General features: G+C 42.0%; 19 protein-coding genes. 11 read left to right on the top strand and 8 right to left on the bottom strand.

The annotated features are described in order from the left end of the window. The first annotated feature begins 35 nt into the window (after nucleotides 1–35). The 3 genes from ACSSVW_RS17025 to ACSSVW_RS17015 all read left to right on the top strand — a co-directional run bounded on the left by ACSSVW_RS17025 (nucleotide 36) and on the right by ACSSVW_RS17015 (nucleotide 3,815). Nucleotides 36–1,010, top strand: coding sequence for a DUF1852 domain-containing protein (locus ACSSVW_RS17025; protein ID WP_036972439.1), 975 nt, complete (start codon nucleotides 36–38; stop codon nucleotides 1,008–1,010). A gap of 24 nt (nucleotides 1,011–1,034) precedes the next feature. After that, nucleotides 1,035–2,066 (top strand): methionine synthase, encoded by a 1,032-nt coding sequence (locus tag ACSSVW_RS17020; protein ID WP_454179797.1) that lies wholly within the window; start codon nucleotides 1,035–1,037, stop codon nucleotides 2,064–2,066. 213 nt (nucleotides 2,067–2,279) lie between these two features. Continuing rightward, nucleotides 2,280–3,815: an EAL domain-containing protein gene (locus tag ACSSVW_RS17015; protein WP_230236174.1), complete on the top strand. Its 1,536-nt coding sequence runs from the start codon at nucleotides 2,280–2,282 to the stop codon at nucleotides 3,813–3,815. 383 nt (nucleotides 3,816–4,198) lie between these two features. Here the strand turns inward: ACSSVW_RS17015 and ACSSVW_RS17010 are convergent, their stop codons facing one another. The 3 genes from ACSSVW_RS17010 to ACSSVW_RS17000 all read right to left on the bottom strand — a co-directional run bounded on the left by ACSSVW_RS17010 (nucleotide 4,199) and on the right by ACSSVW_RS17000 (nucleotide 9,255). Next, nucleotides 4,199–4,732, bottom strand: a complete 534-nt coding sequence (locus tag ACSSVW_RS17010) for a GNAT family N-acetyltransferase (protein ID WP_421419989.1) — start codon at nucleotides 4,730–4,732, stop codon at nucleotides 4,199–4,201. 187 nt (nucleotides 4,733–4,919) lie between these two features. Continuing rightward, nucleotides 4,920–8,054, bottom strand: coding sequence for a multidrug efflux RND transporter permease subunit (locus ACSSVW_RS17005; protein ID WP_454179795.1), 3,135 nt, complete (start codon nucleotides 8,052–8,054; stop codon nucleotides 4,920–4,922). A gap of 22 nt (nucleotides 8,055–8,076) precedes the next feature. Continuing rightward, nucleotides 8,077–9,255, bottom strand: a complete 1,179-nt coding sequence (locus tag ACSSVW_RS17000) for an efflux RND transporter periplasmic adaptor subunit (RefSeq protein ID WP_454179794.1) — start codon at nucleotides 9,253–9,255, stop codon at nucleotides 8,077–8,079. A gap of 101 nt (nucleotides 9,256–9,356) precedes the next feature. Between ACSSVW_RS17000 and ACSSVW_RS16995 the strand changes: the two genes are divergently transcribed. Together ACSSVW_RS16995 and ACSSVW_RS16990 are read left to right on the top strand one after the other, a co-directional pair. Then, nucleotides 9,357–10,136, top strand: a complete 780-nt coding sequence (locus ACSSVW_RS16995) for a response regulator (RefSeq protein ID WP_421419984.1) — start codon at nucleotides 9,357–9,359, stop codon at nucleotides 10,134–10,136. Beyond that, a complete protein-coding gene (locus ACSSVW_RS16990) occupies nucleotides 10,133–11,182 on the top strand; it encodes an ATP-binding protein (protein WP_454179793.1) in 1,050 nt (349 codons plus the stop codon). The genes ACSSVW_RS16995 and ACSSVW_RS16990 overlap by 4 nt, the downstream gene beginning before the upstream one ends. 309 nt (nucleotides 11,183–11,491) lie before the next feature. On the opposite strand, the gene ACSSVW_RS16985 is transcribed toward ACSSVW_RS16990, so the two are convergent. Beyond that, nucleotides 11,492–12,316 carry a MipA/OmpV family protein gene (locus tag ACSSVW_RS16985; RefSeq protein WP_454179791.1) on the bottom strand — a complete coding sequence of 275 codons (825 nt, stop codon included), beginning with the start codon at nucleotides 12,314–12,316 and terminating at the stop codon, nucleotides 11,492–11,494. A 379-nt stretch (nucleotides 12,317–12,695) separates the two neighbouring features. Next, nucleotides 12,696–13,628: a LysR family transcriptional regulator gene (locus ACSSVW_RS16980; protein WP_036972445.1), complete on the bottom strand. Its 933-nt coding sequence runs from the start codon at nucleotides 13,626–13,628 to the stop codon at nucleotides 12,696–12,698. Nucleotides 13,629–13,661: 33 nt separating this feature from the next. On the opposite strand from ACSSVW_RS16980, the gene ACSSVW_RS16975 reads away from it, so the two are divergent. The 3 genes from ACSSVW_RS16975 (at nucleotide 13,662) to ACSSVW_RS16965 (ending at nucleotide 15,519) form a co-directional block, all read left to right on the top strand. Further along, nucleotides 13,662–14,162: a DMT family transporter gene (locus ACSSVW_RS16975; RefSeq protein ID WP_227006875.1), complete on the top strand. Its 501-nt coding sequence runs from the start codon at nucleotides 13,662–13,664 to the stop codon at nucleotides 14,160–14,162. A gap of 8 nt (nucleotides 14,163–14,170) precedes the next feature. Continuing rightward, nucleotides 14,171–14,662 (top strand): DMT family transporter, encoded by a 492-nt coding sequence (locus ACSSVW_RS16970; protein WP_454179790.1) that lies wholly within the window; start codon nucleotides 14,171–14,173, stop codon nucleotides 14,660–14,662. 380 nt (nucleotides 14,663–15,042) lie between these two features. Further along, the gene (locus ACSSVW_RS16965; RefSeq protein ID WP_075593428.1) at nucleotides 15,043–15,519 is read left to right on the top strand and encodes a hypothetical protein; all 477 of its coding nucleotides are present in this window, start codon (nucleotides 15,043–15,045) and stop codon (nucleotides 15,517–15,519) included. On the opposite strand, the gene ACSSVW_RS16960 is transcribed toward ACSSVW_RS16965, so the two are convergent. Then, nucleotides 15,516–16,721 (bottom strand): anhydro-N-acetylmuramic acid kinase, encoded by a 1,206-nt coding sequence (locus ACSSVW_RS16960; RefSeq protein ID WP_454179788.1) that lies wholly within the window; start codon nucleotides 16,719–16,721, stop codon nucleotides 15,516–15,518. The two genes, ACSSVW_RS16965 and ACSSVW_RS16960, sit on opposite strands and share 4 nt — an antisense overlap. A 260-nt stretch (nucleotides 16,722–16,981) precedes the next feature. On the opposite strand from ACSSVW_RS16960, the gene ACSSVW_RS16955 reads away from it, so the two are divergent. Together ACSSVW_RS16955 and ACSSVW_RS16950 are read left to right on the top strand one after the other, a co-directional pair. After that, entirely contained in the window at nucleotides 16,982–19,720 is a 2,739-nt protein-coding gene (locus ACSSVW_RS16955) for a TonB-dependent receptor domain-containing protein (protein WP_454179787.1), read from the top strand. A 176-nt stretch (nucleotides 19,721–19,896) separates the two neighbouring features. Continuing rightward, nucleotides 19,897–20,130 (top strand): hypothetical protein, encoded by a 234-nt coding sequence (locus ACSSVW_RS16950; protein WP_036972450.1) that lies wholly within the window; start codon nucleotides 19,897–19,899, stop codon nucleotides 20,128–20,130. 1 nt (nucleotide 20,131) lies between these two features. On the opposite strand, the gene ACSSVW_RS16945 is transcribed toward ACSSVW_RS16950, so the two are convergent. Together ACSSVW_RS16945 and ACSSVW_RS16940 are read right to left on the bottom strand one after the other, a co-directional pair. Next, nucleotides 20,132–20,974, bottom strand: coding sequence for an SMP-30/gluconolactonase/LRE family protein (locus tag ACSSVW_RS16945; protein ID WP_454179786.1), 843 nt, complete (start codon nucleotides 20,972–20,974; stop codon nucleotides 20,132–20,134). A 10-nt stretch (nucleotides 20,975–20,984) separates the two neighbouring features. Next, on the bottom strand, nucleotides 20,985–21,404 hold the full coding sequence (locus tag ACSSVW_RS16940; protein ID WP_065978548.1) for a hypothetical protein: 420 nt from the start codon (nucleotides 21,402–21,404) through the stop codon (nucleotides 20,985–20,987). A 185-nt stretch (nucleotides 21,405–21,589) separates the two neighbouring features. Here ACSSVW_RS16940 and ACSSVW_RS16935 point away from each other — a divergent pair, with 185 nt between their 5' ends. Beyond that, the gene (locus ACSSVW_RS16935; RefSeq protein ID WP_065978549.1) at nucleotides 21,590–22,621 is read left to right on the top strand and encodes an NADP-dependent oxidoreductase; all 1,032 of its coding nucleotides are present in this window, start codon (nucleotides 21,590–21,592) and stop codon (nucleotides 22,619–22,621) included. Nucleotides 22,622–22,630: the final 9 nt, after the last annotated feature.

Raw genomic sequence — 22,630 nt, 5'->3', positions numbered from 1 at the left:
CACGTTTTCGGATTAAACATTGGATACCTACAGCCATGAAAAATGATTTTACATTTACTATTAAGCGCATTTGCTTGGATGAAAACTACCATCCATCAAACAGCACGCGTATCACTACCAACTTTGCAAACTTAGCAAGAGGCGAAAGCCGTAAACAGAACCTACGCAATGCTTTAAAAATGATTAATAATCGTTTTAATGCCTTAGCAAATTGGGATAACCCACAAGGCACTCGCTACTCTGTTGAACTGGAAATTATTTCTGTTGATATCGATATTGCGAACAGTGGTGACGTTTTTCCCTCTATTGAAGTGTTAAAAACGAATATTATTGATCACCAGACCGATGAACGAATCGAAGGCATTGTGGGTAACAACTTCTCATCTTATGTTCGCGACTATGACTTTAGTGTGTTGCTGCTTGATCATAATAAAAGTAAAAGCCAATTTAGCATCCCCGATAACTTTGGCGACTTACATGGCAAGCTGTTTCAACACTTTGTAAGCTCTGATACTTACAAAAGCCACTTTAAAAAACCACCGGTTATTTGCTTAAGCGTGTCAGACAACAAAACCTATCACCGCACCGAAAATCAGCATCCAATTTTAGGGGTAGAGTATCAGCCAAATGAAACATCATTAACTGAACAATACTTCAAAAAAATGGGCTTACAAGTGCGTTACTTTATGCCTCCTAACAGTGTGGCTCCTCTGGCATTCTATTTTTTTGGTGATTTGCTTAACGATTACACTAACCTTGAGCTAATTAGCACCATTAGCACCATGGAGACCTTTCAAAAGATCTACAGGCCAGAAATTTATAACGCCAATGCAGTCGCAGGGAGCCGTTATAAACCAAACTTAAAGAACCAAGATCATTCATTAACACAGATTATTTATGACCGTGAAGAGCGCAGTCAGTTAGCTGTTGCACAAGGCAAATTTGCCGAACAATACTTTATAAAGCCCTATAAAACAGTGCTTGAGCAATGGTCTAGCAATCTGGCCTAATAACGAGATAACTAAGCGATTATTATGAAAAAATTATTACCTACTTCAACCGCTGGCAGCTTGCCAAAACCGTCTTGGTTGGCACAGCCACAAACGCTTTGGTCACCCTGGAAATTACAAGGAAGTGAACTTAGCGATGGCAAGCATGATGCACTGCGTGTTTCGTTACATGAACAACAGTTAGCAGGTGTTGATATTGTGAGTGATGGCGAACAAACCCGCCAGCACTTTGTCACCACCTTTATTGAACACTTAACAGGGGTTGATTTCGAAAACCGTAAAACCGTTAAAATACGTGACCGTTACGATGCCAGTGTGCCGTGTGTTGTTGGACCTGTATCACGTACCAAACCGGTGTTTGTTGACGATGCCAAATTTTTGCGCGCACAAACCAAGAAGCCAATCAAATGGGCGTTGCCGGGTCCGATGACCATGATCGACACCCTGTACGATGACCATTATCACAGCCGCGAAAAGCTCGCCTGGGAATTTGCTAAAATTCTTAATCAAGAGGCCATAGAGCTTGAAGCAGCAGGTGTCGATATCATTCAATTTGATGAGCCCGCTTTTAATGTGTTTTTTGACGACGTTAACGACTGGGGTATTGCCTGCCTTGAAAGAGCAATCGAAGGGCTGCAATGCGAAACCGCCGTTCATATTTGTTACGGTTACGGCATTAAAGCCAATACCGATTGGAAACAAACATTGGGTAACGAGTGGCGCCAATACGAGGAAATATTTCCTAAGCTACAAAAATCGAATATCGATATAATTTCGCTCGAATGTCATAACTCGCGTGTACCAATTGAGTTACTTGAGCTGATCCGTGGAAAAAAAGTGATGGTAGGCGCCATTGATGTCGCTCGCAATGAAATAGAAACCCCAGAAGAGGTTGCCGCAACACTGCGTGAAGCACTCAAATATGTTGATGCCGATAAGCTCTACCCTTGCACCAACTGCGGCATGGCCCCATTGCCCCGAGATATCGCAAATGACAAATTAAAAGCCCTCAGCGCAGGGACAGAGCTTGTACGAAAAGAGCTGCTAGCTAATTAATCCTCACGAAAAACAACGACATTACAGATAAACAAGCAGGTAGCGTGCTACACGACACCTGCTTTTTTACTTCACGCTATTCAAAAAATCGTAATTCCTTAATTTTAAGCAATTTCTGAATGTTTAATCACCCTTTCCGACTGGCTAACATAACTACGTTCACCAATACTGTAACGGCAATAAACACAACCCAATAAAAAATAAGGAACCTTGATGCTGTCGAATATACCGCGCTTTAAAATTGACGATATTTTGATGGCCATCAAAAACAACGAGTTCTTTTTAGTCGCACAGCCACAAGTCAACCTCGACACATACGAACTGGTCGGGTTTGAATTTCTGGCACGCTGGAATCATCCTAAATATGGTGTCATCGCACCATTTCATTTTATTGATCTACTTGAAATAAATGAACAATGTTATTTATTAACACTCACACTGTTTGAGCGAATGCTGCAGACCATTCAGCCCCTTGATAATACGAAAACGGCTATTCACTATTCATTAAATATGTCAGCTAATGACCTCACCATTGAAGGCTTCGCCAAACAAATCGGTCATTTAATCAATCAATACCAGATAAATGCAGATTCGATTGTACTCGAAGTCACCGAAACCGCAGGTATTTTCAGCAACCAAAGCGTGGCAAACCTAAGACAACTCAGTCAATTGGGTATTCAACTTGCCATTGATGATTTTTGGACGGGCTTTTCGACACTCGAAACGATTCGGTTAAATGTGTTTAGCGAAGTAAAAATTGACTACTCCTTAACCTCGCAGCTTATTAATGACAAAGCAAGCATGGCAGGCATGAATGCTATTCTTCAACTGTGCAGTGATTTAGAGCTGCGTTGTGTAATCGAAGGCATAGAAACCTGCATGGCACGAGGCATTCTTATTGAAGCCGGTGCCAAAATTGGTCAGGGCTTTTTATTTGACAAAGGGGTTGAAGAGCACGCTCTTAAAGAGTGGATTACTAATTATACTCACAGTCAATACAGCGCAAAATGTGATAACGCCACATTGTTACTCAGTGAAAAAGAGCTTCGTTTACTAGAGCTTCGCCCACATCCTTCTTGGCTATGGGATTTCAACACCAATAAAGTCATTTGGGCAAATCGTTCTGGGGTTAAATTTTGGGGAGTAGAGAGCCTCAAAAACTTACAAGCAAAAACATTCAACTTAATGAGTTACTCAGTTAAAACACGGCTAAAAAGCTATTATCGACGCTTTGTTTCAGGAGAAGCCGAAATAAGTTCTGAATGGGATTTTTACCCAAATGGTCGGCACAAAAAAGTCTTTTGTATTCAAATCCCCCGCGTTTCACAAGAAGGTAACTACGTTATGATGGTGCATGCGTTTGAAGGGTTTCATTCGCGCCTCCCCAATAAAAAGCACTTCGATTCAACAAACCAGTTCCCCGCCCCTTTTATCATTGTTAATGAGCAAGGAGCGCTAACACGCATCAATAAACACGCCCATATTGAGATTGATATTCAAACAGACCAAATTAGCGAAATAATTGCCTCTGATGATTTTCAAAACATAAAATCAGCCTGCCGAGGTGGGCATTTGGTGCAAACATTTGTAAAAAACCAAAAGAGTGATTGCCAAGACGTACTCTACATTCGTGCTTTAATGGTGCCGGATCAAAATACGTCTGAACAATGTGTTTACCACATAGTGTTAGTGCCTATCAGCGATTTACTCGCTAACGAGATACCCGCGCTAAAACCTGTAGACAATTAAAATTAACACCAATAGGAAGAACAAAACACATTACATTGACCATAGAATAAACGTAATAACAATATTCAATAACTTACTCAATGCTCTAACCCCTCATAGCAACACGACATTAAGGTTGAAAATGTTCTAGCAATTTGCTGTCTTGTTGTAATCTAACAAATACCCGCAAACTACCCCTCATAAGCAAAGAAGCCTACCGAAAGGAAAAGTGACAATGTATTTTTCATGGTATCCAATGTTTTACCCATATGGACTTAACCTAATTTCATTGTTATTTCAGTCGAATACTTCATTTCTATCCCGCATAAGCGCGAACGGATAATGATAATCACTGCTCATCAATGAAAACCCGTATTCATTGTCACTGTGCTTGAGGACTCAAGTTACTTCATGATTTTCTCAAACCTGAAAAAGTCTTCTTCGTTGATGCCAGAATCATCAATATCCTGAACCACAGAATCACCGTCAAGATGGTGTTTATTAAAGAATTCAACAATATGAAAACCACACTTATTTACGTAAAAGTTAATATTTCTTTTTTCAAAATAAGGCGTGACTGTTGTCCAAACTTTAGTATCTGGGTACGCAGCTTCAATGGCTTTCCATGTCGCCAGCCCTAAACCTTTGTTATGATTTTCTGGGTAAATAAAAAACAAATCGAGGCTGTTATATTGGCTATCTGTATTAATATTCAACACAACACCCCCCACCCTCTTTTGTTCATATACTATATGAGATACAACAGCGCCTTTTGCGTTAAAAGACGTCGTTATATCCTCATCTGATGGTATGGGTTCACTGTGTGAAACTCCAAATTGTTCGACTAACGCATCGGTGAAAGTCTGCTGTAATTTGATTTTAAAATCAGATAGTTCTTCTTTTGTTACCGGTACAAAGCGTACAGTTTTTTTATTCATAATCTAAGTTGGCCTTTTGAAAATACATTCCCAATTTTTCTCTATGTGAATTATGTTTTATCTCGAATGCAGTCATTCCATTGTTTAATCGGAAATTTTCTATTTTAGATACAACAGAAGCACTCTCTATCACACCATGTTTTCTCGTAATTTTGGAATAAGAAAACACCCAGAAATAAGCGCATAACTAATCTTCAAGCTGCCTGTTTGATTTCTTACTAATCTGTAGCCAAGTCTGCAAGCGCTCTTGAATACTCATGACAAACACAAAAAAAGCAGGTACGAAATAAATGGCAAGTACGGTTGCACTAACCATTCCGCCAAACACCCCAGTACCTATGGCGCGTTGAGTCTCTGCACTTGCGCCTTCCGCTAGCATCAGAGGCACAACCCCAAGACCAAATGCAAGAGAGGTCATTAATATAGGTCTTAATCTCAACTTCGCAGCTTGAACCGCAGACTGAACCAATCCGTGGCCTTGCTCTCTCAACTGCTTAGCAAACTCAACGATTAAAATTGCATTTTTCGCCGAAAGACCAATGACGGTGATCATCCCCACTTTGAAGAAAACGTCGTTCGGCATATCACGTAGTACAACAGCAAGTACCGCACCCAATAACCCCAGTGGCACAACCAACATGACGGATAATGGAATAGCCCAACTCTCATAAAGTGCAGCTAATACTAAAAAGACGACTAACATCGATAGCGCCATAAGCATTGGTGCTTGTTTGGCTGAGTGAAGCTCTTGCAATGCCTGTCCTGTCCAAGCGATGGTAAAACCTGCTGGGAGTTGCTTAGCCATGTTTTCTATCTGAGCCATCGCTTCGCCACTGGAGACGCCAGACGATGCACTACCCGAAATTCGGACCGCAGGATAACCTTGAAAACGAATAAATTGCGGCGCTGACTCAGTCCACGTTGGGATCACCATTTCTGATAACGGCACCATGCCACCATTGATATTTCGTACGTGAAGTTTAAGTACATCCTCTATCTGCATCCTAGATGACGCCTCAGCTTGCATGATGACTTGCTGCATCCTGCCTTCATTAGGAAAGTCATTAATGTACAACGAGCCTATCGCCGTTGATAACGTCTCACTAATACTTGTAAATGAAACACCGAGTGCTTCTGCTTTCTGGCGATCAATATCTAAATGAATACTTGTGCCCACAGGAAGTCCATCAGCGTAAACATCACTAAATGACTTACTATCTCTAGCCAACGCTAGCATCGTCGCCTCAACAGCTTTCAATGCTTCGTATCCCTGATTGCCACGATCTTGCAAGAAAAACGTAATATCAGAACTCGTTCCTAACTCATCAATCGAAGGGGGCAACATATGCATAACAGTGCCTTCTTTAACATCTGTCATCGCCTCCTCAGCAAGCCTTAACTCATCTATTGTTGAGGTGTCGTTGCGATCGTCCCAATCTTTCAACATCGTAAAACTTTGTGCGGTGTTAGTGCCTGAGCCCGAAAAGCCAAAGCCAATGACTGTCATTGTTGACTCTATAGAAGGTCGGCTTAACACATATTGTTCAAATTTTTTCACAACATCCAATGTGCGAACGGTGGTTGCGTCTGCAGGAAGTTGGATATTAGTGATAAAATAACCTTGGTCTTCTTCTGGCAAAAACGAGGAAGGCAGCTGTCTATACACTAAAACGAGAACAGCACACAGAAAGACAAAAACAAGCATTATTCGCCCTTTGCGATTCACACATGCGTTGACCTGAACTTCGTAGCGACTATTGATTCGGTTAAAACCCCGATTAAACCATTTGGCAAATCGAGTCTGTGTGTGCTGATTACCTTTCACTGGTTTTAATAACCTGGCGCAAAGAGCGGGCGTGAGTGTCAGTGCTAAAAATGCGGAGATCAAAATGGATACGGCCATTGATAATGTAAACTGTTTATAAATTACACCAACCGAATCACTGGCAAATGCCATTGGAATGAACACCGCCGTCAACACAAGCGTGATACCAATAATAGCGCCTGTAATTTCTTTCATCGCCTTAGATGTCGCTTCTTTCAAGGATAAACCCTTTTGCGACATGAGACGTTCTACATTTTCTACAACGACAATCGCATCATCGACAATAATGCCAATCGCCAAAACCATACCGAACATCGTTAATACGTTTATCGAAAAGCCGGTTAACAACATCACCGTGAATGTTCCCAACAGCGCAATTGGCGCTACGATAGCTGGAATTAATGTGTAGCGAATGTTTTGTAAAAACAAAAACATAACAAAAAAAACCAACACCATGGCTTCAACTAACGTATAAATAACCTTATTGATTGAAACCTTTACAAAAGGTGCCGTATTAAACGGGATTGAATAGGTCATCCCAGAAGGCAAGCTTTGGCTCAATTCTGCCAAACGTTTTTGGACAGCATCAGCAGTTTTAACAGCATTCGCTCCCGGTGTGAGCTGAATAGCCGCAGCCGTTGCCGTTTTACCATTTTCCCGATTTAAATAACCATATGATTGAGAACCAATTTCTACACGTGCAACATCACTTAAAACGACTTTTGACCCCTGGTTATTTGCGCGGAGAATAATATGAGAGAATTCTTCAACACTCGTTAACTGACCTTGCACAGTTAATGGGACTGATACTCTTTGTCCAGATACTGTAGGCGCAGCACCGATACTACCAGGCGCAATTTGCGTATTTTGCTGAGCAATAGCCACGCTAATATCATTCATCGTCAAGCCCAATGAATTGAGTTTACTCGGGTCAACCCAAATCCGCATTGCTTTCTCTGCGCCAAATGACTGAACGCGCCCTACCCCTTCTATTCGGCGTAGTTCATCTACAATGTTACGAGCTAAATAGTCATTCAATGTTATTTCATCAAAGCGGTTATCATCCGATCTTAATCCAACAATCATCAAAAAATTTGATGATGCAGACTCCACCGATAAGCCATTTTGACGCACAGCTTGAGGCAAACGAGATTCAACCGCTTTTAGTTGGTTTTGTACGTCAACTTGCGCTAAGTCTGGGTCTGTTCCTGGCTTAAATGTTGCCGTGATAGATGCAGAGCCAGAGTTGTCAGCTGATGACTCGAAATACAATAAGTTTTTAACGTTCGACAGCTCTCCCTCGATAAGGCTAAGCACACCATCATTCATTTCCTTAGGACTCGCTCCAGGATACGTCGCCATAATACTAACCGTCGGTGGTGCAACAGAGGGGTAACGAGAAATAGGTAATTTCGGAATCGAAATACATCCAAATAAAATAATGAAAAGCGCAATAACCCAAGCAAATACAGGGCGATGAATAAAAAACTGAGACATAAAAGAGGCTCTCTAACTTTAATCAGTGTGTCATAGATGTGATAAAAACCTCAGGTTCTTGCCACTGCTGTTGGTCTACTAGAATACCGTCCTCAAGTCTTTCTTTACCTTCGACTACGATATTTTCATCTTTTTCAACGCCCGATTTGATGCGGTACTGACCATCGATTAATTCCCCAAGTTTTACTGGTTTTAGGTGTGCATGCCCTTCCAAATCAATACTCCAAAGATGAGGAGAGCCAGCAACATACAAAACAGCCTGCTGTGGAACAGTGAGTGCATTGCTATAACGCGAACGAAGCACCTTTGTTTTAACGAACATACCCGGCAGTAAAAGACGCTGGGAGTTATCTACAAGCACACGAAGCAACACATCACCGGTGCCTTCATCAATATTGATCCCTGAAAACAAAATGTGCCCTTTGACAGGGTAAGGAAGCCCATTGCTGCGTAAAATTTCAATCTTTGTTTCATTAACACTGGGGTTGTCGCCAGAATTTTCCGCTAGAGCCTCACGAGTAGCCTCTAGTGAAGACGCTGGTCGACGAATATCAACAAACACGTTATCGATCTGCTGTATACGCGCCATCGAAGTTGCATCTGTGCTACTTACCAAAGCGCCCTCAGTCACCAACGTTTGTTCAATCAATCCAGATATTGGCGCTGTAACACGTGCGAACTGTAAATCAAGTTCACGTCGTGCAAGCGTTGCTTTAGCCACAGCGACTTCTGCTGCAGCTTGATCACGCTGTAAGACAATATCGTCAAACTCTTGTTGGCTAATCGTATTGGCTTTTACAAGGGGGCGTAATCGTAACTCTTTGTCCTGAGCACGCTTATAAGTCACCTCCGCTCTTAATAAATTTGCTTTTGCTGTGTCGACATCTGCTTCAAATGGCGCAGGCTCAATTTGGAAGAGCGGTTGACCCGCTTTCACTTCAGTGCCTTGTTTGAACAAGCGATGCTTTACGATCCCAACAACTTGTGGGCGAATCTCTGCCACTCTTACAGCCCTCACTCTTCCTGGCAGTTCTTCATAGACATCTACATGTTGCGGCTTCAACTTTATAGTTGACACTAAAGGGGAAGACTCTTGTAGATCAATGGCATTTTCGTCTTTATTAGATTGATAACAGCCAACTAAAAAGAACAGTATCAATATATGTAAGCTGCTAAATGCACATATATTTATCTTTTTCACTGAGGTATCCTCTGAACAAGTTAAAGCGGGCTATCCGCCGTAGATAGTGTTGAGTGTACTCGCTATGTATGGAGGTCACGCTGAGCTAATATGGAGATTTGATGGAGATGAATAATTTGTACGTTGAAAGACAGAAACTAGCTGCGTATTCAGATCAAGATACAGAGTCAGTTTCTCACCATCAGGCTTTAATCCTGATTGTTGAGGACGAGTCTGAAATTGTCGATATACTTTCCGCTTACCTTTCTCGTAATAATTTGCGCACCATTCATGCCTCAGACGGGCAAAAAGCACTTGAACTTCATTCATCCATGAAGCCTGATCTTATATTGCTCGATATCCAGATGCCAAAAATGGATGGGTGGAATGTCTTATCTCAACTTCGTCAGAAAAGTAACACGCCCGTCATTATGCTTACAGCAATGGACCAAGATTTAGACAAACTAATGGCGCTCAGAATTGGCGCTGATGATTATGTTGTTAAACCCTTTAATCCGGCAGAAGTCGTTGCGAGAGTGCAAGCTGTTCTAAGGCGTACCTTAGGAGTTAATCAACCTAAGCAGCAAAACATACTGCGAACGGATCCCTTTGAAGTTGATTTAGAAAGCCATGAAATTACTGTCAATGTGGATGGACAGCGTCATGCCATAACAACGCTAACCCTCACTGAATTTAAACTTTTAACACATTTCATAAATTCACCAAAACGAGTGTTTAGCCGAATAGAGCTATTAAATTCCTGCTTACCAGAGGGAGATACCCTCGAAAGGACGATCGACAGTCATATCAGTAAGATCCGTAAAAAACTTGAAACCTTTGGAATTCATGGCATTCCCGCTGGCGTGCGTGGCGTTGGTTATCGCTTCAAGGGGGAACAATGAAATCAAGTGGTTTGAGCCGTCAAATTGCGTTTTCCATGATGAAGATAGCGATAGGCTCTGCATTAATTACAATTGTTGGTTCGTTCATTTTTTATTACCTTTGGGATAAATATTGGCCCAACTACATACCTAATGATGTCTATATTACTCCCTCTTGGCCAGAGTGGATTTGGATTGTATTGACATGCATCATAGTCATATTGCTCGCTGCAAGTCTTGCTCTTAAGTTATCCCAACGTATTTTAGAACCGCTTAGTGCCGTTGCCGAAGGAATGCATAGAATCGCGGAAGGCGAACTGCATTTTAGGGCTAATGTCGGAGATCGTTCCTTAGGCGAGGCAGCATTACTGGTGGACGATTTTAACCTCCTTGCTGAAAAACTTCAGCGAATGACAGAAGAGCATGCTTTTTGGAATGCAGCTATCGCCCATGAACTAAGAACCCCAGTGACTATTTTACGAGGCCGTTTACAAGGATTAGCAGAGGGCGTGTTCACTCCCGATAAAACCCAGTTCACCAAACTATTAGTGCAAATTGAAGGGTTGTCTCGATTAATAGAAGATCTTCGTGTCATTAGTTTAATGAATAGCGGTGAACTAAGAATAAATGTACAAAAAACGAATCTCTCCACAGAAATAAAATTACTCACCGATTTATCGGTAAACATGCTTCATGAGGCAAATCAATACGTAGTACTAAACCTAACAACAGAGCCAGTCATGTGCGACCCGACCCGAATCAGGCAAGCTCTTTTAGCAATACTCGAAAATGCGAGTAAATATGCTCATTCTGGCGCAATAAAAATTACCACTAAGCTTAAAGGAGACTTTTGCTACCTGAGCGTGGAAGACAGTGGTCCAGGTATTTCGCCTGATCTTATCCCACATATTTTCTGCGCATTTCACAGCGCAAAAGATAACCCCAAAAGTGGTAGCGGATTAGGGTTAGCAGTTGTTGCTGCTATTGCTAACGCGCATAAAGGCAATGTTAGTTGTCGTATAAGTGATACCGGCGGAACCATAATTGAAATCTGTTGGCCCGCCTAAAAGCGCGTATACATAACATTATGGAGACTCATAAATCTGTAGTTACCCGAGCGAGGTTCTTTAATCCAAAATCAACGGCTACATCTATAAAATATAAGCGGTTTACTATATTTTGATTACCGAATATTCTCAATTTGCTTAGAACTTCCTGAGCATCCCTAATGCAAAAACGGCAAGCATATTTATGAGGTGACTCAGCAATGAAATTTACAACTATGTAGCACAAGCAAAAATATAAAATACCGTAATTTAGACACGGTAATTTATGCCTGCCCAACGCATTGAGCAGGCTGCCAAAGAGCATTAAAGTTAGAAAATATAAATGAAACCGACGCCTATTTCACTTTCATAATTACTACGCGCGATGGGGCTTTTCCTTACATCACTGCTGAAGTACTCAAAAAGAGCTTCCGCGTAAATCTGCCAATTATCATTCATATTATGTCGGTAACTGTAATCCACGCCAAACGAGCGTAATCCCCCACTCAAAGAGGTCGTTTCTAAGCCTGATGCCGCAGATTGCATTTCGTCTATACCAAACCCTTTGTTGGCATAGTCACTATCATGAAAAACAGCCACTATATTAACTTCAGAACCCGACCCATCCGTGTGGGTTCCAAAGCGTCTGCCCACCCCAAACAAACCTAAATTTCCATCTTCACTCGCCACAACACGGCTTACTAGCCAGTAACGCCAATCAGGTGTGAAAGAACGACGAGCCTGAAACACCAGTTCAAACCCTTCTTCTTGATCACCTAACCCATCTAATCGGCCATCATCTGAATCGCTTTCTTCTCGCCCCTCATCAAAACCTACCGATGCCTCTAACAACCAATCATTGTTTCGAAGACCACGCCAACCAAATGCTTCTCCAGCAAAATAAAATATATTATCGCCCTTACGCCATTGCACCGCTCCCGCAGGCTGTAATTCAAACCCAAATTCGTCTGAACCTTCGTAAGCCGTTTCATATTCAACGCCTGCACCAAGCCCAAAGCTCCAGCCGTCTTTCCCTTTAGTGAAATCATCTAATGAAGGTAAAGGAACCAGTGCTTCTCTATCCTCTAAAGCCAGTACTGAAGGGGTTGCCAACCCATAAATACAAGAAAGAAAAATTGGTAAAAACTTTTTCATCTATTTCATCCTCTCAAAATTTATTGTGGGGTCTGCATGGCAGATCCTATTCTTGTAGAGAGATCGACCAACAACGGCAGTATGCGAATGCTATTGCATCGTATAAGTGTAGCAATAGAGACTCTTACATTCTTAAGATCATCTATCCGCATAAAAATACGAATGAATTTTTTAACTAGATCAGTAAATAACCCCGTTGAGAGAGGTTAGTTAGTTGGTATATATAAATAGTTTGGGGAGTTTTTTGGGGGATAGTCACTCGTCGTTTTGAACGCTAAAGCCCTCTACCGTTATTTTTTATCAAAACTAAGCGTTGAAAATTGCATTCGACCCTAATATAGGCTTTAAAAGGCCGTAACTTCTTTTAAATATAGCGAGGCTATAGCTGCCAATACAAAGGGGACCCAAACACGTCTATGTAGTAGTCAATAATGGCTCTTGCATTAAGTGATGGGTGACGGGCATTCGGGTATATTGCAGCAATAGTTTGAGTTTCAGTATTAATTGATGAATCAATCTCTGTAAAAAGCTTCACAAGTTTACCCTCAGATAGACTGTCAGCAATGAGCCAATCTGGAAACAATACTATTCCCATACCATTTAAAGCGGCGGTGAGCAGAGACTCGGCGTTGTTCGAACTTAAAGTCGGAGTGATCGGGCAGTGAACCCATAAACCTTCGGGTTGCCTGAAATACCAACGATTTGGACCTGATGAGCCACTATAGACAAGACATTTATGTGTAACTAAGTCTTCAGGTTTTTTAGGCACACCATATTTTTGAATGTACTTGGGTGATGCAGTAAGATGATAACTCTGCTCTCCCACAATACGTGCTCGTAATGAGGAGTCGTTAAGCGTACCAATCCGAAATATGACATCTGACGCATCTTTCATCGGATCAATGTAATCATCAGTAAGAGTTAGCTCTATATCTAATTCTGGATATCTTTCGCTCAGATTAGCAAGGGCTGGAGCTATATGCTTTTGACCAAAAAATACTGGCGCGTTTATCCGAGCAAGTCCCGAGGGTTCTAGTAATCTTTCACTTAACGCTTGTTGTGCATCATGAAAATTTAAAGCCATTGCACGCGCATGATTTATGAATAGGTTACCGCTTTCAGTGGGTATTATCGCACGCGTATTCCGATAAAATAATTGATGTCCAAGCGCATCTTCAAGATTGTGTATAACACGAGACACTTGAGAAGCAGACACCCCTTCCCGTCTCGCTACCAACGAAAAATTCTTTAGCTCATACACATTGATGAAAATCAGTAAGCTCTTTAGATTTATAGATTCAAAATTACTCATATATGCATATTGTGCAAAGGTGTTCACACAATAATGGCATTTTTCTCATCAATCGAAAAGCGTATTCTTCTTCACCTTAAAAAATGGAGAAAGTTTTATATGCAACTCTTTTTAATTTTGATTGTTATCGCTGGTGGTATGGGGCTTTCCGTTGAAGCCGGGTTACTAGGGCCTTTGGGAACGCAAGTTGGCGATTTATGGGCAACATTTAGTATTTTCGCAGTTGGGGCTGCATTAACATTTTTGTTGATGTTGTTTTTTAGCCCTCGTAATAGTGCATCTTTTTTCTCTCAGCCATCATGGCAACTGTCAGGGGGAGTATTAGGTGTCGTTTATGTCGTTATTCTCACTGTGGCGACGCCTAAAATAGGTATTGCAATGACGATGATTGGTATTTTAGCTGGGCAAATCTCTAAAAGTTTAATTATCGATCACTTTGGTCTATTTGGTACCCCTCACAGAAGAATCGACAATAGACGAATTATTGCACTCATTTTCATCATTATCGCGTTAGCGATGGTTGCACAAGGTTAGGATCTATTATGACATTTATAATGATTTTATTAGCGATACTCGGTGGCGTTATGCTCAGTATTCAAGCAGCAATTAATGGTCAACTTGGAAGTAAATTAGGCGTTTTTAAGACCGCATTCCTTACATTTTCAGTGGGTGCATTAATCACAGCTTTATTGATCTTCTACTTTGAGCCAAAGCATTCAATCACGTTGCTGGATGTACCCAAATGGCAATTACTGGGAGCTATGTGTGGTGTTCCATATATAGTCATAATGGTACTTGCGGTGCAACGTATCGGTACCGCTGTCGCAACGGTTGCGGTTATTTTCGGGCAGCTAACAATGAGTATGTTAATTGATAATTTTGGCTGGCTGGGGAATGAGCCAATACCTTTTTCAATTTATAGGGTAATTGCAATTATTTGTCTTGGTGTGGCCTTATATTTTATATATTCAAGCAATAAGACTACAAATAGCTCAAGTGAACAAAAATTAACGAGAACACTTACTTCAGATTAGTGTGTTTAAGTTATCTAATGTTTAAATATTCCTACCCCAATGAGCTAGGTGCCTAGCTCATTGACTAATTAAAACGACGCTACATATGCTTTTACTTGCTTACAAAGTCTCATCAAAACATTCATAACGCAAAGTTACAAACAGTCTTCAACCAATGAATACGACTCTTAAAGCTGCTTAATGGTTATCTTGCGGCGCCTAGTTGAGATCCATATCATTTATCGGATTTTAATTTATTACTATTCCAGTTTTAGAACAGAAAGAACAAATTTTAGCTGCTCATAAAATAAATAATCCCTCTTATGACAATAGTCATAATTCTGTCATTTAATTGATCAATAATTGGCGCTAATTTAATCAACTAACGTAATGAAGAAGTAATGAACAGTGCTTTGGTGCAACTTTCGTTTGCACTCCCCTCTAGTGATGATCCCTTATGTGCGGCACTTGAGCATACAATGGAATACGAACAACTGCATTTTGTTGCTAACGAGCAAAAGCAGGTTTTGTTTTATTGTGTGCTACCCGAAGATGCGCATGAGGGCGATGTGATCTCTATTAGTGCGACCTATCCTAATGCGCGTGAATCAGCGTATTTTACTGCGCGCACACTGACGCAACATGACCTAGATCAGCAGCTTATTATGCTTACGTTAGAAAACGTGACACAAAGTGGTGAATTTGTATTGCAGCTAATGCTTCATGGTAAGCATGCAACATTGAAAGACAGCGCGCAATTCGACGTGGGTATCGCTGCCAGCGCATCGCCACAATTAGCGCCGACAAACCACGCTAAAAATCAGGGGTTTCGGCACTATATCAGTAATCTTGGGGCAAGTTTCTTAGCGTTTTTCTAATCGCAAAAGCTTATTTTACCCATGGTAATATCGGGGATCCCTTGCTCGGTATTACCAAAACGCTGTTGACCCCCCGACAAACACTCATTTGCCAGAATCGCAAACAATACCGCTTCTTTCGCATCTGGATTAATGCCTAAGCTATCGGTGTTTTTAATAGCTGAAAGCTGCGGGCAATTCGCTAAGATCATTTTCATTAGCAGCGGGTTATGCACTCCACCGCCACTGGCATACACTGCAATATCGGTCAGTTTTTCACTGCATTGATTGATTGCTTTAGCAATCATTAAAGCCGAAAACGTGACTAAAGTGGCCATGACGTCGTAATGAGACAGATCGCTCGTGTTAGAACGCACTTGAGCCGACGCTAAATAATCTAGGTTAAATACTTCTGGCCCTGTTGTCTTTGGAAAATCTAAACTAAAGAATGCATCACTGCATAACGCCGCTAACAAAGCGTCGTTTGCGGTGCCTTTACTGGCGATTAATGCATCTTTATCATACTGAAGCGGTGCAAAATGACGCTGTACATACGCGTCCATAATGGTATTGCCTGGGCCAATGTCTGAACTAAAAACAGCTCGCGCATCGGCAGATTTTGGTAAATAGGTAAGATTAGCAATCCCCCCCATATTTAACAAAATACGGTTTTCTTGATGACTTGTGAAATACAAATAATCACCGTATACCGCCAAAGGAGCACCTTCTCCACCCGCAGCAATATGCTTTTGCCTAAAGTCGCCAATAGTGGTGATCCCTGCGGTAACCGCGAGATGATCACTGTCGCCAATTTGTAACGTTGCATTACCGTATTCAGGGCGTTTGTGCTGAGTTTTAGGGCAATGATAAATAGTTTGTCCATGACTTGCTATTACATCGATATGCTCTTTATCTATACCCCAGCTAGCTAAAGTATGTGCAACCATCTCGCCATGAAGCTGGCCTATCCACGGGTTAAGTAAGGTTACTTCTTCAAGGTCGCATTCTCGCTTTGCGAACACGCGCTTAACGCGTGATTTATAATTATCGTCGTAATCAACGGTAGTAAACTTAATAACATCAACATGGGTATTCATGCCCTGCCCAGAGACCTCACACAGCGCAATATCAAGACCATCTAATGAGGTGCCACTCATCAGACCAATAATTAATTTTTTTTCTTTTTTTGCACTTAAATACAGTTTTTCAATATGTTGATGCATAAATAAATCACTTAAAATCAGCTTGTTATATAATAATAAGCCGCTTGATGGATTGGAATAGTTTATATTTTAAAACAATACATTTAAAGAATAATTATTGCAAAGATTTTTAATTTGCTTTAAAACTGTACGGGTGAGCTCCCCAAAAGGAGAACACAACAGCCATCATAACAAAAAGTATGACGCATTAAATTAACTAAATGGTCTTGGTCGCATACCAACCAGCGTTGATTTAAATGATAAAACGCTAGGGAATCAACATGAAAGCAAAGACAACTCACACAAAACGTTCGCTACTGCTGCTCTCACCACTTGCTATTGCTGTAAGCTCGGTTATGGGGGTGGCGCACGCTGCAGATACCGAACAAGCCAAAAAGCCTGAAGTAATCACTGTAACAGGCTCACGTATTCAACGAACCGAATTAGTTTCAAGCAGCCCTGTTGTCAGCGTTGATGAAGCACAAATTCACCTAGACCGTGCGGTAAACGTTGAAGATATTACGGCTAAACTGCCACAAGCGGCAGCAGGTGCAAATAGCACAGGCGCAACCGTTGGCGACTCGTTTGGCTCATCGACGATTGATTTACGTGGCCTAGGTCAAAACAGAACACTTGTGCTTATTGATGGTACACGCGCTGTGCCTTTTAGTTTTCGAAACTCAGTTGACGTAAATACGATTCCGGCAGGTTTAATTAAGCGTGTTGACGTGCTTACCGGCGGTGCTGCTGCGGTATACGGTGCTGATGCCGTTGCAGGGGTTGTAAACTTTGTATTAGATGATGATTTTACCGGTGCTGAATTCTCGACGAGTTATGAAAGTGCAGATGGCGGGAATGAAAAACTCAATTTTGAAGCAATTTTCGGGGGTGATATCGCCGAGGGTCGCGGCCACGTTACCGGATATTTAGGCTACACCGAACGTAAAGAACTTTTAGCAGGCGAGCGAAGCTACGCCCTTGATAACTCAACACCGCTGATTAATAGTGGTGGTTACTATACCGATGTTGCATCAGGCAATAGCCTTGCTATTACAGATGCAGGAAGTGTTTCAAATGAGCGTCAAACGACTGATTTTACAGCCGATCGTTACTTAACCCAACCAATGGATCGCTTTTCAACCGGCTTGTTATTCGATGTTGATGTAAGCAACAGCGCCGTTGCATATGGGCGTGCCATGTATTCGAAAGTGACTGTAAAGGGAGCGGGTGCCAGTGGTCAAACACCTATTTTTGTGAACGAGCAAGTCACTCTTACCAGTAATAACCCGTATATTCCTAGCGAGTTACGTGACCAACTAACGTTTGATAGCGAAGGTAATGCACGTGTAAATGTAGAGCGAAACCTTGGTTTAGGTGTGCAACATACAGAAGCCGTTCGCGATTCAATGCAATTTCAATTAGGTTTAAAAGGCGATTTAACCGATTACTTACGCTACGATGTGTATGGCCAATACGGTAAAACTGACGAAGTAGCAACCATTTATAACAATGCCTATCGCAATGACAACAGTGGCAACAGCCGCTTTGCAGCGCTTGCTAACTCAGTGGACATTTTTGATCCCAACCTCGACTTAACTGATTTCAGCGACCCACTAATTTATACCACTCGCGACCGTACACAAAGTGTGATTTCAGCAACTTTATCGGGTGATTCAGGGTTCTTGTTTGAGCTTCCTGCTGGCCCTGTCGACTTTGCCGTTGGTTACGAATACCGTAAAGAAACCGGTAAACAAACACCGGGCGATGCGTTTAGAAATGGCACCAGCTTTGCGTCAATTAGTGCATTTGATATGGACGCAAGCTTCAGCTCAGAAGAGTTTTATGCTGAGGTATTAGTGCCTATTTTAGTTGATCAGCCCTTTGCCGAAGAGCTTAGCTTTGAAGGTGCTTATCGCATTTCTGACTACTCAAACACTGAAGCAGAAGACACCTATAAACTGGGTATAAACTGGGCAATTAACAGCGATATTCGTATTCGTGCAAACCGCTTAACGGCGTTTAGAGCACCTAACTTAGGTGAATTTGCCAGCCCTATTACGGCACTTTCGCTGTCGTTATTTGATCAAAACAGTGATCAATTTGTCCCTCGACTAGCGGGCCGTTATAACGGCGATCCTTGTTTGCTAGGTACGGGCGATGCAAGCCAATGTGCTGCATTTGGTGCGCCGCCAGTTGGCACTGAGTTTGACTCAAGCACAGCAAAATACACGTACGGCGGAAACCCAAATATTAAACCAGAGCAAGCTGAATCTGATACTTTGGGCATTGTTTACACCCCTAGCTATTTAGAAGGCTTTGATTTATCGTTAGATTATTACAGCATTCGCGTAACGGATGCGGTAAGTCAAATTCAACCAGGTGCGGCACTGCAAAGCTGTTACATTGACGATCCTAACCCGAATAACCCATTGTGTGGTGCAGTACTTCGCGATCCGAATACTGGGTTTATTAGCACAGCTATTGTCAACGACTTTAACTTAGCAGCAATTGAGCAAGCAGGTATTGATGTTGCGGCTAACTACGTTATTGATGCCCCAGCTCAAATGGGCGGTCGCTTTAGATTCTCGTACCAAGGTAACTTTGTTACTAAACAAACTCGCCAAAATAACAGCACCGTGGCAGAAGTAGACTGTAAAGGCACCTATGGCAGTGCGTGTTCTGGTGACTTTGCGAGTATTTTACAAGCAGACTATAAACACCGTGCAAGCATTGATTGGCAATTAGATAACATGAATTTCCAACTTGGCTGGCGCAGAATCGGGGAAGTAGAGTATGCTGTAGACCGTTCAGAAACAATCTCAGCACAAAATTATCTTGATTTCGCAGCAGCATGGCAAGTTAATGAGGAACTTGCTGTTAATTTTGGTGTCGATAACTTGTTAGACCGTGAACCACCAACACCTGAAATCGGTGCAAACCACTTTAATACCGTAAGTGATTATAGTGTGATTGGCCGCTCTGTCGGTGTTTCACTGAGATACGCTCCGAGTTTTAATTAGTCCTACTGTTTTAGCTACACAGGATTAATCCCCTCAAGCGCACCCTGCCCGGTGCGCTTTTTTATTGCCTCAAGATAGACCACTTAATTAAGCGAATTAGTATAATATTTAATTTTAACGCCTTAATAATTAGGTCAAAGTACCTAAATAAAAACTGATAAACAGGGAATGTATACATGCCATTTAATGAACAAGAACGCGCGGCTTTATTAGCGCTTAAAGGGGTGGGGCCCACAGTGGTAAAACGCTTTGAAGAAATAGGGATTGACTCATTTGAGCAGTTAGCAGGGTTCGATGCAAACACAATTGCTGAGCGAGTTGCCTCAATGCTGCATTCAAGCTGTTGGAAAAATAGCCCACAGGCAAAAGCGGCGATTAACGCCGCTATCACTCGCGCTAAGCAAGGCTAATTTAAAGTTTAATGACCTCTATCGCACCGCGCTTTTGCATAGTAACAAAGATCGTATCCTGCTCGTCGTTAAAGGTTAGGTTTGTGGGGTGCTGGCCTTTAAGCGTGTAGGTTTTTAAAACCTTACCTTCAGGTGAAACCTCCAGCACTTTACCCGCTCCGTAACGGGTAATAAAAATATGCCCTTGGTTATTCACGCGCATGCCATCTAGGCCATGATCATCAAAGCGTATCAACACGCGTTTATTACTAATATTCAGTGCATCGTCAAGGTCATACTGCCATACAAGGCGTTGCACACTTTCATTTACATACAGCTTGCTGTTGTCGTTATTCACGGCAACCCCGTTAGTGGTTCCCATGTTTTTTTCGAGAAGGTGTGTGCTACCGTCTGCGTTTATGCGCCACAGCTGTCCGGTGCTTTTTGCCCAATTAGGATCGCTGGCAAAAAAGCTTCCTCCTTGCGTAATCGCAATATCATTAGGTTGATTCATTTCACTGTTGTGGGCAAATACTTCGACTTGTTGGCTGTTCGCAGGCACTTTTAAAATACGGTGATTAACGTAATCGGCAATATAAAGGTTACCATGTTGATCGAATTGCAAACCATTACCAACGCTGTCATTTGGTAAGCGCACAAATAATGACGACTTGCCCATGTTATCGACTCGGCCTATCGTCCCTTGCTCTGCATAGTTAACGGCATACAAAGTGCCGTTGAACATGGTAGGTCCTTCAATGCCTTGCGTAAACACATTGTCTTTTACAAAGTCTTGGCTATCAACGGCCATAACGGTTTGTGAGCTAAAAAGCGCAACGACAGCTGCTAAAGTGCGAAATTTCATGATCATCCTTTTATTTATCTAGGCTGGTATAGACAGCTAAAATTGGGTACTCATTTTCACCAAACGAAAGTGTAAGGGAGCGCTTTTCTCCATCATCAAGCTTAATGCCTTCATCGAAAGTGAGTGGGTTTAATCGGCTGCCATCTGCAAACAACGCCATAATATGGTCGGCTTGTAAAATACGAGAGCCAGATGCTTTGTTTTCGATAGTAACCACGGCGAGACGTCGGCCACTTTCGCTACTCATCATCACACTATGCAAAATACTAAATTGGCTTTGTTTGGGATAACGTTTGGCGTCGTTTTCAAATGCAAACGCACCGCCCGAAAGCGAGACAGGGTCAACCGATAAAACCTCATCATTCGCGTTAGCCTGAGCGCTAAACGCGCCAGTTAAAAGCGCCGTCGTTAACAATAAAATACGTTTCATATCAATCCTTTTGACTTATCTGTTGCATTTGAGCATACACCTTTCTATGCCCTCTGCAAAATCGATTATTGCATGACTGAAATTGTGTTTATTTTCACAGTGACAATTTAATCATTGAATTTTATGAATGCGCCCGCACTTCATCTATATGCACCACTTCATAAACCTAGTAATAGGAACAAAGTATGTCTGATATTCAAAATCGTCAATATATTCTTGAGTCTCGCCCAAATGGCGTCGCAAATGAAAGCAATATCGTATTAAAAACACACTCAGTACCCGCACCAAAAAACGGTGAGGTACTGCTAAGAACTATTTATTTATCGCTCGACCCCTATATGCGTGGGCGAATGAGCGATGCAGAGTCATATGCTGACCCTGTCGAAATTGGTGATGTGATGGTGGGCGCAACCGTATGCCAAGTTGAGCAATCAAACCACCCTGACTACCAAGAAGGTGAATGGGTGTTGGCGTATACGGGCTGGCAAGAATACGCAATCAGCGACACAAAAGGCTTAATGAAGCTGGGTAAGAACCCTGAAAACCCTTCTTATGCGTTAGGTATTATGGGTATGCCTGGTTTTACGGCGTACATGGGGCTTTTGGATATTGGTGAACCAAAACCAGGCGAAACGGTCGTTGTTGCTGCGGCCACAGGACCTGTCGGTGCAACGGTAGGACAAATTGCTAAATTAAAAGGCTGTAAGGTCGTTGGCGTAGCTGGCGGTAAAGAAAAATGCCAACATGCCGTTGAAAACCTTGGGTTCGATGCTTGTATTGACCACAAAGCGGATGATTTTGCAGAACAGTTAAGCGCAGCCTGTAATAAAGGCATTGATGTCTATTATGAAAATGTCGGTGGTCATGTACTCGATGCCGTCTTACCACTGTTAAATACCAAAGCGCGCATTCCATTATGTGGCTTAGTATCACAGTACAATGCAACCGAGCTGCCACCGGGTCCAGACCGTTTGTCTATGCTTATGGGCTTAATTTTAAAGAAACGTATTAAAGTGCAAGGTTTCATTATTTTTGATGACTACGCTCATCGTTATGAGGAGTTCGCAAAAGACATGCAAGCATGGCTAAGCGAAGGAAAAATCAAATATAAAGAGCACCTTGAAGCTAATTTCGAAAATACACTTAACGCCTTTAATGCTATGTTGAATGGTGAGAATTTTGGCAAAACTGTCGTACAAGTTCAGCAGCCAATGTAAATTTTTTAG

It is taken from the genome of Pseudoalteromonas sp. MBR-15 (genome assembly GCF_053628915.1).
Note: the sequence above shows the minus strand (reverse complement) of the source record. Positions and strands in the feature narration are given on the sequence as shown.